General features: G+C 40.8%; 15 protein-coding genes. 12 read left to right on the top strand and 3 right to left on the bottom strand.

All coding sequences use genetic code 11. The features are described from left to right. The first annotated feature begins 87 nt into the window (after positions 1-87). Complete coding sequence (gene dnaJ, locus ACLNCS_RS02555) at positions 88-1,224, top strand: molecular chaperone DnaJ (RefSeq protein WP_424847066.1); 1,137 nt, start codon at positions 88-90, stop codon at positions 1,222-1,224. Positions 1,225-1,301: 77 nt separating this feature from the next. Here dnaJ and ACLNCS_RS02550 read toward each other — a convergent pair whose 3' ends face one another. The 3 genes from ACLNCS_RS02550 to ACLNCS_RS02540 all read right to left on the bottom strand — a co-directional run bounded on the left by ACLNCS_RS02550 (position 1,302) and on the right by ACLNCS_RS02540 (position 2,725). Beyond that, a complete protein-coding gene (locus tag ACLNCS_RS02550; protein WP_004251798.1) occupies positions 1,302-1,943 on the bottom strand; it encodes a hypothetical protein in 642 nt (213 codons plus the stop codon). Between the two features lie 74 nt (positions 1,944-2,017). After that, positions 2,018-2,305 (bottom strand): hypothetical protein, encoded by a 288-nt coding sequence (locus ACLNCS_RS02545; protein ID WP_424847064.1) that lies wholly within the window; start codon positions 2,303-2,305, stop codon positions 2,018-2,020. A gap of 9 nt (positions 2,306-2,314) precedes the next feature. Beyond that, positions 2,315-2,725 (bottom strand): HIT family protein, encoded by a 411-nt coding sequence (locus ACLNCS_RS02540; protein WP_225750713.1) that lies wholly within the window; start codon positions 2,723-2,725, stop codon positions 2,315-2,317. A 67-nt stretch (positions 2,726-2,792) separates the two neighbouring features. On the opposite strand from ACLNCS_RS02540, the gene ACLNCS_RS02535 reads away from it, so the two are divergent. From ACLNCS_RS02535 to ACLNCS_RS02485, 11 genes are all read left to right on the top strand, one after another. Continuing rightward, on the top strand, positions 2,793-3,524 hold the full coding sequence (locus ACLNCS_RS02535) for an ABC transporter ATP-binding protein (RefSeq protein ID WP_074324353.1): 732 nt from the start codon (positions 2,793-2,795) through the stop codon (positions 3,522-3,524). Continuing rightward, positions 3,521-4,570 (top strand): ABC transporter permease, encoded by a 1,050-nt coding sequence (locus tag ACLNCS_RS02530; protein ID WP_074324354.1) that lies wholly within the window; start codon positions 3,521-3,523, stop codon positions 4,568-4,570. Before ACLNCS_RS02535 ends, ACLNCS_RS02530 begins: the two co-directional genes overlap by 4 nt. 47 nt (positions 4,571-4,617) lie before the next feature. Further along, positions 4,618-5,412 carry a cell cycle regulator CcrZ gene (gene ccrZ, locus ACLNCS_RS02525; RefSeq protein ID WP_195183828.1) on the top strand — a complete coding sequence of 265 codons (795 nt, stop codon included), beginning with the start codon at positions 4,618-4,620 and terminating at the stop codon, positions 5,410-5,412. Then, entirely contained in the window at positions 5,409-6,044 is a 636-nt protein-coding gene (gene trmB / locus ACLNCS_RS02520; protein WP_004251811.1) for a tRNA (guanosine(46)-N7)-methyltransferase TrmB, read from the top strand. Before ccrZ ends, trmB begins: the two co-directional genes overlap by 4 nt. Before the next feature lie 127 nt (positions 6,045-6,171). Next, positions 6,172-6,651, top strand: coding sequence for a ribosome maturation factor RimP (gene rimP, locus ACLNCS_RS02515; protein ID WP_004251813.1), 480 nt, complete (start codon positions 6,172-6,174; stop codon positions 6,649-6,651). Between the two features lie 41 nt (positions 6,652-6,692). Then, positions 6,693-7,829 (top strand): transcription termination factor NusA, encoded by a 1,137-nt coding sequence (gene nusA, locus ACLNCS_RS02510; RefSeq protein WP_004251816.1) that lies wholly within the window; start codon positions 6,693-6,695, stop codon positions 7,827-7,829. 21 nt (positions 7,830-7,850) lie between these two features. After that, positions 7,851-8,144, top strand: a complete 294-nt coding sequence (gene rnpM / locus ACLNCS_RS02505) for an RNase P modulator RnpM (protein ID WP_004251817.1) — start codon at positions 7,851-7,853, stop codon at positions 8,142-8,144. Then, a complete protein-coding gene (locus ACLNCS_RS02500; RefSeq protein WP_004251819.1) occupies positions 8,137-8,436 on the top strand; it encodes a YlxQ-related RNA-binding protein in 300 nt (99 codons plus the stop codon). The genes rnpM and ACLNCS_RS02500 overlap by 8 nt, the downstream gene beginning before the upstream one ends. A gap of 16 nt (positions 8,437-8,452) precedes the next feature. Next, the gene (gene infB / locus ACLNCS_RS02495) at positions 8,453-11,221 is read left to right on the top strand and encodes a translation initiation factor IF-2 (RefSeq protein WP_070460204.1); all 2,769 of its coding nucleotides are present in this window, start codon (positions 8,453-8,455) and stop codon (positions 11,219-11,221) included. Positions 11,222-11,471: 250 nt separating this feature from the next. Beyond that, the gene (gene rbfA / locus ACLNCS_RS02490; protein WP_004251823.1) at positions 11,472-11,822 is read left to right on the top strand and encodes a 30S ribosome-binding factor RbfA; all 351 of its coding nucleotides are present in this window, start codon (positions 11,472-11,474) and stop codon (positions 11,820-11,822) included. 153 nt (positions 11,823-11,975) lie between these two features. After that, positions 11,976-12,755, top strand: coding sequence for a hypothetical protein (locus tag ACLNCS_RS02485; RefSeq protein ID WP_070677044.1), 780 nt, complete (start codon positions 11,976-11,978; stop codon positions 12,753-12,755). Positions 12,756-12,843: the final 88 nt, after the last annotated feature.

The raw sequence follows: 12,843 nt of genomic DNA, 5'->3' as shown, positions 1-12,843 counted from the left end.
GGAAATTAGATAAACCGCTTAAGAAATCAGGATTTCTTGTCGGTTTCCTAAATTTCAGTCGCTTTCTGTTCGCTCTTAGTATCTTGTATGAACAATACTGAATTTTACGACCGTTTGGGCGTTTCGAAAAATGCATCTCAAGATGAGATCAAGAGGGCCTATCGGAAATTATCTAAAAAATATCACCCAGATATTAACAAGGATCCTGGTGCTGAGGACAAGTACAAGGAAGTTCAAGAAGCCTATGAGACTTTGAGCGATGAACAGAAACGGGCTGCCTATGACCAATACGGTGCGGCTGGAGCCAACGGTGGCTTTGGTGGTGCAGGTGGTTTCGGTGGTTTCGATGGTGCAGGCGGTTTTGGTGGATTTGAAGATATCTTCTCAAGTTTTTTCGGCGGAGGCGGTTCTTCTCGCAATCCAAACGCTCCTCGTCAAGGTGATGACCTCCAGTATCGCGTCAATTTGACTTTTGAAGAAGCCATCTTTGGTACTGAAAAAGAAGTCAAATATAATCGTGAATCAAGCTGTCGTACTTGTAACGGATCAGGTGCTAAGCCTGGAACAAGTCCAGTTACTTGTGGACGATGTCACGGTTCTGGTGTTATCAACGTCGATACTCAAACACCGCTTGGTATGATGCGTCGCCAAGTAACCTGTGATGTCTGTCATGGTCGCGGAAAAGAAATCAAAGATCCATGTACAACATGTCATGGAACAGGTCATGAAAAACAAGCCCACAGTGTCCATGTGAAAATTCCAGCAGGTGTCGAAACTGGTCAACAAATTCGTCTAGCTGGTCAAGGGGAGGCAGGCTTTAACGGTGGTCCTTATGGAGACTTGTATGTTGTTGTTAATGTTGAACCGAGCGACAAATTTGAACGTGAAGGAACAACTATTTTCTACAAGTTAAACCTCAATATCGTCCAAGCAACTCTTGGTGATACTGTCGATATCCCAACCGTTCACGGTGATGTTGAATTGGTGATTCCAGAGGGGACTCAAACTGGTAAACGATTCCGCCTACGTGGTAAGGGAGCTCCGAGCCTACGTGGTGGTGCTGTTGGTGACCAATATGTCACTGTTAATGTCGTGACGCCTACAGGCTTGAACGATCGCCAAAAAGCAGCCTTGAAAGAATTTGCAGCTGCAGGTGACTTGAAAGTCAATCCAAAGAAAAAAGGCTTCTTTGACCATATAAAAGATGCCTTTGAGGGTGAATAAAACAAAAAGAGCCGATTGGCTCTTTTTGTGTTGTCTTGAAAAATTTAGCTTCAGAAAATCATTTTCCAGTTAGTCTACTATTTATACTTTTGAGTGAGCAAGCCGGCTTCATCCATTTCCTGAATGAGTTGCTTGATTTCCGCTTCTTTACCAGGTTTCACGGTGACAGTATCAATATGCTTAATCGCCGAATTATCCTGAATATCTACCAAGATTAACGCTTTTTCATAGAATGCGACACCCTTTTTTAGGCTCTCCTGATCCTTCCAATATAAAATTGAGTAATTAGGATTTGGTTTCTTTCCGATTTCTTGTAAATAATTCCTACTTTCTTTCTCTAAAAATTGCAATAAACCGTGATTGAACAAGTTATCCCCTACTTTATAGTAAGAAATATCTCCTGTCTGTAGGACATAGACTTTGAGTCGATTTTTAGTGAGGTTTGGACTTTCTTTAAGGACAGGGTGGCTATTGATGACCTCATCTGAGAAAGTCACATAAAAATCCAATCCTCCCCCTTCGAATTGATAGCTACCATTTGATTCTACTTTTTCAGGAGGGAGGTCAATGGAGATAAAGATTTGTTTTAAGGCTTCCTTCCCCTCTCGGATGTCACTCGGTGAAGCCTTGAAAAGATTGGCCACTAGTAGAAATGCTAGGGTTACAAAAAGACAGAAGCAACCAGAAATAATCAAGATGACTTTTAAAAACTGTTTCATTTTCATTCCCTCCCGTTTCTGTTCGAATCTAGTAACCCAAAATGGATTTAAGGAAAGTTGGATGCTTTCTTTTTTTAGTTTTCTTCAGTTTCTCGTAGTTCTTTTATCACAGCAAGTCTTGCTTGGAGGTCTTTCTCTAAGACTTTAAATTTATAGGTTAGGTCTTCTTGGTATTCCTTGATGACTTCTTTTTGTTGATTGATAATTTGTAAGCTATTTTGGATAACATCTAAATCACCTTTGATTGCTTCAACGCGATCAGTTGTATCTATAACTTCTTCAGTGATAACTTCACGATTTTTAACGAGGAGGTAAGATCCGACTGCTGATCCAGCAAAAAGTAGTAAATTTGATAGTTTCATAGGAACTCCTTAAGCGTTTTTGATCGTTTCAGCGACTTGGGCAAGTTTGTCAAAGTCAGGTTCATGGGCAACAAAGTCAATTTTTAGGTCATCATCTGCACTATAACGAGGAACAAGGTGGACATGGGTATGAAAAACGGTTTGTCCAGCGACTTCTTCGCAGTTGGCGATGATATTCATGCCTTCAGCTTGGGTAGCCTTCATAACCTTTTGAGCAATGACTGGAATCCTTGCAAAGAGTTGGCTAGCGCTCGTCGAATCCATTTCTAAAAGGTTGCGATAGTGTTCTTTAGGTACGACCAAGGTATGTCCAGGTGTTACTTGAGAAATATCAAGAAAGGCAAGGACTTGCTCATCCTCATAAACCTTGGCTGCAGGGATTTCTCCTGCTAAAATCTTACAAAAAATACAATCTGACATAAAAACCACCTCTAGTGTATTGAATTTTGATATAATATAGCTACATTATACCAGATTCGGAGAAAATATGTTAGAAATTAAAAATCTGACAGGAGGCTATGTTCATGTCCCTGTCTTGAAAGATGTGTCCTTTACAGTTGAGAGCGGACAGTTGGTAGGTTTGATAGGTTTGAATGGTGCGGGAAAATCTACGACTATCAATGAGATTATTGGTCTTTTGACGCCATATAGTGGGGAGATTAAGATTGACGGATTGACTCTAGGAGAGGATGCTACGAACTATCGTAAGAAAATTGGTTATATCCCTGAAACTCCTAGCTTGTACGAGGAATTGACCCTCAGAGAGCATATTGAGACGGTTGCTATGGCCTATGGTATCGAGCAAAATCTAGCTTTTGAACGTGTAGAGCCGCTTTTAAAAATGTTTCGTTTGGATCAAAAATTGGATTGGTTCCCGGTTCATTTTTCCAAAGGGATGAAGCAAAAGGTTATGATTATCTGTGCCTTTGTCGTGGATCCTAGTCTCTTTATCGTAGACGAACCTTTCCTTGGTCTTGATCCTTTAGCGATTTCAGATTTGATTCAACTTCTAGAAGCGGAAAAGAAAAAAGGAAAGTCTATCCTTATGAGTACCCACGTTCTTGATTCTGCTGAAAAGATGTGTGACTCTTTTGTCATTCTTCACAAAGGTCAAGTAAGAGCCAAAGGAAATCTCCAACAACTCCGAGAAGCCTTTGATATGCCAGAAGCAAGCCTCAATGATATCTATTTGGCTCTGACCAAAGAGGAGGAGCTATGAAGGACTTGTTTTTAAAACGAAAGCAGGAATTTCGCAAGGAATGCTTGGGCTATCTCCGTTATGTGCTCAATGATCATTTTGTCTTATTTTTGTTGGTGTTGTTAGGATTTTTGGCCTACCAGTACAACCAGTTGCTCCAACACTTTCCTGAGAATCATTTCCCAATCCTAATTTTGATTGGGATGATATCTATTTTACTTTTGCTTTGGGGTGGTATTGCGACCTATCTAGAAGCACCTGACAAACTATTTCTTTTAGTTGCTGAAGAAGAAGTGAGAGAACACATCCAGAAGCAAAGTCTGATTTCTTTCATCTTTTGGGTCAGTGTACAGACTCTCTTTTTGCTCCTTTTTGCGCCTTTATTCTTAGCCATGGGTCTTGGTTTGCCGATTTTTGGAGTCTATCTCCTTGTCTTGGGGATAGTAAAATATGTGATTTTTCGCCAAAAGTCTAGCAACTTTTTCCTTGGAAATGGACTTGACTGGGATTATGTCATTGCACAAGAAAGTAAACGTAAGCAGTTCTTGCTTCGATTTTTTGCTCTCTTTACCCAGGTCAAGGGAATTTCAAATAGTGTTAAGCGTCGAGCTTATCTGGACTTTATCCTCAAGGGAGTTCAGAAAGTGCCAGGAAAAATCTGGCAGAATCTTTATCTCCGCTCCTATCTTAGAAATGGAGATTTATTTGCCCTTAGTCTGCGACTCATAATCCTATCTTTGACCGCTCTCATCTTCATTGAGCAATCTTGGATTGCAGTCGCAATTGTAATTTTATTCAATTATCTTTTGTTATTCCAGCTTCTAGCTCTCTATCATGCCTTTGACTATCAATATTTGACGCAATTATTCCCAGTAGGTACGGGGCAAAAAGAGAAAGGCTTGAAGGAAATTTTGAGAGCGATTGGAATATTTGTCTTAATCTTGGAAAGTCTCATAGGATTGCTTGTTTTTAAGGACAAAATTCTTGTTCTAGCACTTGTGGGAGCAAGTCTTGTCTTGCAATTTCTTTATTTGCCGTATCAACTGAGAAGATTGGTTGACGAATAGTATAAAAATTAGTAGAATAATAAGGAAACTTTATTCGGAGGAAAGAAATGGACTTGGGTGATATTGAGCTAACGCTAACCCCGATATCTGGGAAGAGCGGAAAAGCTTATATGGGAAGTTATCCTGATGGAAAACGTGTTTTTATAAAAATGAATACTTCTCCAATCCTGCCTGGTTTAGCTAGAGAGCAAATTGCACCACAATTGCTCTGGAGCCGTCGTTTACCAGACGGCCGTGATATGTCCGCTCAGGAATGGTTGACAGGAAAAATTTTGACGCCAAGTGATATGAACCGTAAACAAATTATCGATATTTTGACACGTTTACACTGTTCACGTCCCTTAATGACCCAGTTGACACGATTGGGATATGCAATGGAAACACCTTCGGATTTACTTCAGTCATGGGTAAACAAGGCTCCGGATGCTTTAAAAAACAACCAGTATCTACGTATGGTTTTAGGTGATTTGCGTGAGAATCTTCCTGGCTTTAGGGAAGACTATGCAACCATAGTCCATGGGGATGTTCGTCATAGCAACTGGTTTGAGACAGAGAGTGGCTTGATTTATTTGGTAGATTGGGATTCTGTTCGCTTGACTGATCGTATGTTTGATGTGGCCTATCTGCTCTGTCACTATATTCCAGAGTATCAGTGGCAAGAATGGCTAACTAATTATGGCTATAAGTATAATCAAACTGTCTTGAATAAGTTATATTGGTATGCTCAACTGTCATTTTTGAGCCTCATTACCAAATACTATGAAAATCAAGATTTGGATAATGTAAATCGGGAAATCTATGCTTTGCGTAGCTTCCGAGATAAGTATGGAAAGAAAAAATGAGAGTTAGAAATCGTAAAGGGGCAACAGAACTGTTAGAGGCTAATCCGCAGTATGTTGTCTTAAACCCCGCAGAAGCTAAAGGTAAGTGGCGAGATTTGTTTGGCAATGACAATCCAATCCATGTAGAGGTTGGTAGTGGCAAAGGTGCTTTCGTAACAGGAATGGCCAAACAAAACCCTGGCATCAACTATATCGGGATTGATATTCAGAAATCTGTATTAAGCTATGCTTTGGACAAGGTATTAGAAGTTGGAGTTCCCAACATCAAACTTCTATGGGTTGATGGTTCAGAATTGACCAATTATTTTGAAGATGGTGAAATTGATCGCTTGTATTTGAATTTCTCGGATCCATGGCCTAAAAAACGCCATGCGAAGCGTCGTTTGACTTATAAGAGCTTCTTGGATACTTTCAAACGAATCTTGCCTGAACATGGTGAAATTCATTTCAAGACAGATAATCGTGGCTTGTTTGAATATAGCTTGGTGAGCTTTTCACAATATGGCATGAAACTCAATGGTGTTTGGTTAGATTTACATGCCAGTGGCTTTGAGGGAAATGTCATGACTGAGTATGAGCAAAAGTTCTCAAGCAAGGGTCAAGTCATCTACCGAGTTGAAGCAGAATTTTAAGAAAAAGCTTGAAGTCAGGCTATTTGAGTGCTTATGCTTTACATTATTACTAAAAAGTGCTATACTTAATAATAAGAATATAAGAAAGAGAGGCGGGGAGATATCTTCGCCTCTTGCTTATGAGGAGGTGGACGCAATCGCAACTATCGTTGAATTAGTCAGAGAAGTCGTAGAACCTGTTATTGAAGCTCCTTTTGAACTCGTAGATATCGAGTACGGAAAGATTGGCAGTGACATGATTCTTAGTATTTTTGTAGACAAGCCTGAAGGAATCACCTTGAATGATACGGCAGACTTGACTGAAATTATCAGTCCGGTCCTAGATACTATCAAGCCGGATCCCTTCCCAGAACAATATTTCCTAGAAATTACAAGTCCAGGATTGGAGCGTCCTTTGAAAACCAAGGAAGCAGTCGCTGGAGCGGTTGGGAAATACATCCATGTCGGGCTCTATCAAGCCATCGATAAGCAAAAGGTTTTTGAAGGAACCTTGTTGTCCTTTGAAGAGGATGAGTTGACTATGGAATATATGGATAAAACTCGCAAGAAAACAGTCCAAATTCCATATAACTTGGTATCAAAAGCACGTTTAGCAGTAAAATTATAGAAAGAAAGGATAGCTTTTGAGAATTCAAAAGTAAAAAGAACATGAGTAAAGAAATGCTAGAGGCCTTCCGCATTTTGGAAGAAGACAAGGGAATCAAGAAAGAAGATATCATCGACGCAGTAGTAGAATCACTTCGTTCTGCTTACCGTAGACGCTATGGTCAATCTGATAGTGTAGCTATTGATTTTAACGAAAAGACAGGGGACTTTACTGTCTATACTGTCCGTGAAGTTGTTGATGAAGTATTTGATAGCCGTTTGGAAATCAGTTTAAAAGATGCCCTTGCTATTAATTCAGCCTATGAGCTTGGTGACAAAATCAAATTTGAAGAAGCACCAGGAGAGTTTGGTCGTGTAGCAGCCCAATCTGCTAAACAAACAATCATGGAAAAAATGCGTAAGCAAACACGTGCCATTACCTATAATACTTACAAAGAGCATGAACAAGAAATCATGTCAGGTACAGTTGAACGTTTTGATAACCGCTTCATTTATGTCAATCTTGGCAGCATTGAAGCCCAATTGTCAAAACAAGACCAAATTCCTGGAGAAGTGTTTGCTTCCCACGATCGTATCGAAGTTTATGTCTACAAAGTGGAAGACAACCCTCGTGGAGTTAACGTTTTTGTCAGCCGTAGCCACCCAGAGATGATCAAACGTTTGATGGAACAAGAGATTCCTGAAGTATATGATGGAACTGTTGAAATCATGAGCGTAGCCCGTGAAGCAGGTGATCGTACGAAAGTTGCTGTTCGTAGCCACAATCCTAACGTGGATGCTATCGGAACAATCGTTGGACGTGGTGGTGCAAACATCAAGAAAATCACTAGCAAATTCCACCCAGCTCGCTACGATGCTAAGAGCGACCGCATGATTCCGGTAGAAGAAAACATCGACGTTATCGAATGGGTAGCAGATCCAGCTGAGTTTATCTACAATGCCATTGCTCCTGCCGAAGTTGACCAAGTTATCTTTGATGAAAATGATAGCAAACGTGCCTTGGTGGTTGTTCCAGATAACAAGCTATCTCTTGCAATCGGTCGTCGTGGACAAAATGTTCGTTTAGCAGCACATTTGACTGGTTACCGTATTGATATCAAGTCTGCAAGTGAATTTGAAGCTATGGAAGAAGCAGGTCAAGTGGATTACGCTGAAACAGACGAATTGACTGAAGAATAAGATCTGCTAGAGGAGGGAAAGATGAAAACAAGAAAAATCCCTTTGCGCAAGTCTGTTGTTTCCAACGATGTGATTGACAAGCGAGATTTACTTCGTATTGTCAAGAACAAAGAAGGTGAGGTCTTTATCGACCCGACAGGCAAGGCTAATGGCCGGGGCGCTTATATCAAGCTAGACAATGCAGAAGCCCTAGAGGCTAAAAAGAAAAAAGTCTTTAACCGTAGCTTTAATATGGAAGTTGAAGAAAGCTTTTATGACGAGTTGATCGCCTATGTTGATCACAAAGTAAAAAGAAGAGAGTTAGGACTTGAATAAGCAAAAAGTAAGTAATCTCTTGGGATTGGCTCAGCGAGCGGGGAAAATCATCTCGGGTGAGGAAATGGTTGTCAAAGCCATTCAAGACCGGAAAGTTAAATTGGTATTTCTAGCTCATGATGCTAGCCCAAATCTAACCAAGAAGATTCAGGATAAAAGCCACTATTATCAAGTAGAAGTTATTACCGTGTTTTCAACACTGGAATTAAGCATAGCAGTCGGAAAATCGAGAAAGGTTCTGGCTGTAACAGATGCTGGATTTACAAAGAAAATGAGGTCTCTTATGGAATAGAAGAGGAGGACATGATTTGTCTAAGAAAAGATTGTACGAAATCGCAAAAGAACTTGGAAAAGAAAGTAAGGAAGTTGTCGCGCGTGCAAAAGAGTTGGGCTTGGAAGTAAAGAGCCACTCGTCAAGCGTTGAAGCAGATGCTGCTGAAAAAATTATAGCTAGCTTTAAGCCTGCTGCTCCTAAGGCAGAGGCAAAAGCAAGTGTAGAAAAGAAAGTTGAAAAGCCTGCATCAGCTAAACCAGTTGTCGCTAAGGAAGAAAGCAAACCAGCTACACCTGCAGCTTCTAAGGAAGAAAAAGTTGTAGCTGCAAGACCGCAGAGTCGAAACTTTAAGGCGGAACGTGAAGCGCGTGCCAAAGAGCAAGCGGAAAGACGCAAGCAAAACAAGGGTAACAACCGCGATCAACAACAAAACGGTAACCGTCAAAAGAACGATAACCGTAATGGTGGGAAACCTGGTCAAGGGAACCGTGACAATCGTCGTTTTAACGACCAAGGGAAGAAACCACAAGGCCAAGGAAATCGTGGCAATGATTATCGCCAACAAGCTGATAATCGTCCCAACCAAGCTGGTCCTCGTATTGACTTTAAAGCCCGAGCAGCAGCTCTGAAGGCTGAGCAAAATGCAGAATACGCACGCTCAAGCGAGGAACGCTTCAAGCAGTCTCAAGTTGCCAAAGAAGCCTTGGCTCAAGCTAATAAACGTAAGGAGCCAGAGGAAATCTTTGAGGAAGCTGCTAAACTAGCTGAACAAACTCAGCCTGTAGTTGAAGTAGCTCCTGTAGCCAAAGAGGCTGTAGTGGATACACGTCGTAAAAAGCAAGCTCGACCAGACAAAGATCGTGATGATTACGATCACGAGGAAGATGGTCCTAGAAAACAACAAAAGAATCGAAGTAGTCAGAATCAAGTGAGAAATCAAAGAAATAGTAACTGGAATAACAATAAGAAAAATAAAAAAGGCAATAAACAAAATAACCGTAATCAGGCTCCAAAACCTATTACAGAGCGTAAATTCCATGAATTGCCAACAGAATTTGAATATACAGATGGTATGACTGTTGCGGAAATCGCAAAACGTATCAAACGTGAACCAGCTGAGATTGTTAAGAAACTATTTATGATGGGCGTTATGGCCACTCAAAACCAATCTTTGGATGGAGAAACAATCGAACTCCTCATGGTTGATTATGGAATTGAAGCTAAACAAAAGGTAGAAGTGGACAATGCGGATATCGAACGTTTCTTCGTAGAAGATGGATATCTAAATGAAGACAAGTTGGTTGAACGTCCACCAGTTGTAACTATCATGGGACACGTTGACCATGGTAAAACAACCCTTTTGGATACCCTACGTAATTCTCGTGTCGCTACAGGAGAAGCAGGTGGGATCACTCAGCATATTGGTGCCTACCAGATTGAGGAAAATGGTAAGAAGATTACCTTCCTTGATACACCAGGACACGCGGCCTTTACTTCTATGCGTGCACGTGGTGCCTCTGTTACCGATATTACGATCTTGGTCGTAGCGGCAGATGACGGGGTTATGCCTCAAACTATCGAAGCCATCAACCACTCAAAAGCAGCTAATGTTCCAATCATCGTTGCTATTAACAAGATTGATAAGCCAGGTGCAAACCCAGAACGCGTTATCGGCGAATTGGCTGAACACGGTGTTATGTCAACAGCTTGGGGTGGAGATTCTGAGTTTGTAGAAATCTCAGCTAAGTTCAACCAGAATATCGATGAACTCTTGGAAACGGTTCTTCTTGTAGCTGAAATTCAAGAGCTCAAAGCAGACCCAACCGTTCGTGCCATCGGTACTGTTATCGAAGCTCGTTTGGATAAGGGTAAAGGTGCGGTTGCAACTCTCCTTGTTCAACAAGGTACCTTGAACGTTCAAGACCCAATCGTTGTTGGTAATACTTTCGGACGTGTCCGTGCCATGACCAATGACCTTGGACGTCGTGTTAAGGTTGCAGGACCATCAACACCAGTATCCATTACAGGTCTAAACGAAGCACCGATGGCAGGTGACCACTTTGCTGTTTACGAAGATGAAAAATCTGCTCGTGCAGCTGGTGAAGAACGTGCCAAACGTGCTCTAATGAAACAACGTCAAGCAACTCAACGTGTCAGCCTAGAAAACCTCTTTGACACTCTTAAAGCTGGTGAACTTAAGTCTGTTAACGTCATCATCAAAGCCGACGTACAAGGTTCAGTTGAAGCCCTTTCTGCCTCACTACAAAAGATTGACGTGGAAGGTGTAAAAGTTACCATCGTCCACTCAGCAGTTGGTGCTATCAACGAATCTGACGTGACTCTTGCTGAAGCTTCAAATGCCTTTATCGTTGGTTTCAACGTACGTCCTACACCACAAGCCCGCCAACAAGCAGAAGCAGATGATGTAGAAATCCGTCTCCACAGCATTATCTACAAGGTTATCGAAGAGATGGAAGAAGCCATGAAAGGTATGCTTGATCCAGAATTTGAAGAAAAAGTTATCGGTGAAGCAATTATCCGTGAAACCTTCAAAGTGTCTAAAGTCGGAACAATCGGTGGATTTATGGTTACTAGCGGTAAAGTTACCCGTGACTCTAAAGTCCGCGTTATTCGTGACGGTGTCGTTATTTACGATGGTGAACTTGCAAGCTTGAAACACTATAAAGATGACGTCAAAGAAGTTACAAACGGCCGTGAAGGTGGTCTCATGATTGATGGCTACAATGATATCAAGATGGATGATGTGATTGAAGCATATGTCATGGAAGAAATCAAACGCTAAGATTCTTGCTCCTTCCTTAGGTGATGTGGGACGCAAGCAAACCGATGGTTTCATTGCTTATTTTTGAGCCTAGAGTCTCAAAAATCCCCAGTGATTGAACTAAATGATCAGCCCAATCACTTTCACCACGGCGAAAGAAGCAGATGATTTCAAATTGAACTTCGTTTCAATTTGAATTGAAAATCAATAAGTTTAAAAATAGCTAGGTCTGCTGGCCTAGCTTTTGATTCAATAGAGAGGAAGGAATAGCATGGGAAATCATTTCCGTACGGATCGTGTAGGCATGGAAATCAAACGCGAAGTCAATGAGATTTTGCAAAAGAAAGTCCGTGATCCTCGTGTCCAAGGAGTGACCATCACAGATGTTCAGATGCTAGGTGACTTGTCTGTAGCTAAGGTTTACTACACCATTTTGAGTAATCTTGCTTCAGATAATCAAAAGGCCCAAATTGGCCTTGAAAAAGCAACCGGAACTATCAAACGTGAGCTTGGTCACAATTTGAAATTGTATAAAATTCCAGACTTGACCTTCGTCAAAGACGAATCCATCGAGTATGGAAACAAGATTGACGAAATGTTACGCAATCTGGATAAAAAATAAGAAAGAGGGGTAACCCTCTTTTTTGTTTAGAAGAAGGAGGGTATTCTAGACTTAAAGGCTAATCAGAAAGAAAAAATAAGTTCTTAAAATTTCTTTTATGGAGCAAATATGATATGATATAGTTCAAATTGAAAGAAAAAGAGAAGAAACTAGATGTCTAAACAAGATTTAGCTATGCAAGTATTGCAACAAGTCGTGAAACTCCCTGTTGTTAAAGTTGATCGTTCAAAATTTTTAGTAGATAAATTTTCCAAACTATTAGACCCAAAAGATATTCCTCGATTACTAGAAGAGGGACCAACAGCCTTGTTATCCCAGGATATTTTAGATAAAGTTGCCGATTCTTGTATTAAGGATAATGTTCTATTGGCGAGTGGAACTTCTGTTCTTGCAGGTATTCCTGGTGGTCTAGCCCTTGCAATCACCATTCCAACTGATGTTGCTCAGTTTTATGCTTTCTCCTTAAAACTAGCGCAAGAATTGGGATATATTTATGGCTATGATGATCTTTGGGCTTCACGAAATGAATTGAGTGAAGAAGCCAAAAATACGCTCTTGCTCTATCTCGGGGTCATGCTTGGGGTCAATAGTGCTGGAGCCCTCCTTCGAGCTGGGGGAGTATCAGTTGCTAAACATGTCATGAAGACAGTTCCCCAGAAGGCTTTGGCTAAGACTTTGTGGTATCCCATTTTAGAAAAAGTTTTGAAAATTTTTGGGGTGAATCTGACAAAGGGAGGCTTTGCAAAAGGAATGGGCAAATTTATCCCAATCCTAGGAGGTGTCGTTTCAGGTGGTTTAACCTATACGACTATGAAACCTATGGGTAAAAGTTTGCAAAGAGAATTATCCAAACTAGTCAATTATAGTGAAGCTCAGTATCAAAGAGATGTAGAAACGATTCGAAAAGAAGCAGAAATCATCGAAGTAGAGTAATGGGAAGAAACTAGTAGGCTTGTACTGCTAGTTTTTTTATCCTAGCCCTTGTGATATAATAAAAAAAGAAAATCTAGTGTGAAAACAG

Origin of the sequence: Streptococcus sp. CL9.43, assembly GCF_049737935.1 — a bacterium.
In the GTDB taxonomy this organism is placed as follows: Bacteria; Bacillota; Bacilli; order Lactobacillales; family Streptococcaceae; genus Streptococcus; species Streptococcus infantis_I.
The sequence above is the reverse complement of the archived record's forward strand: the minus strand, read 5'-3'. Positions and strand labels throughout refer to the sequence as shown.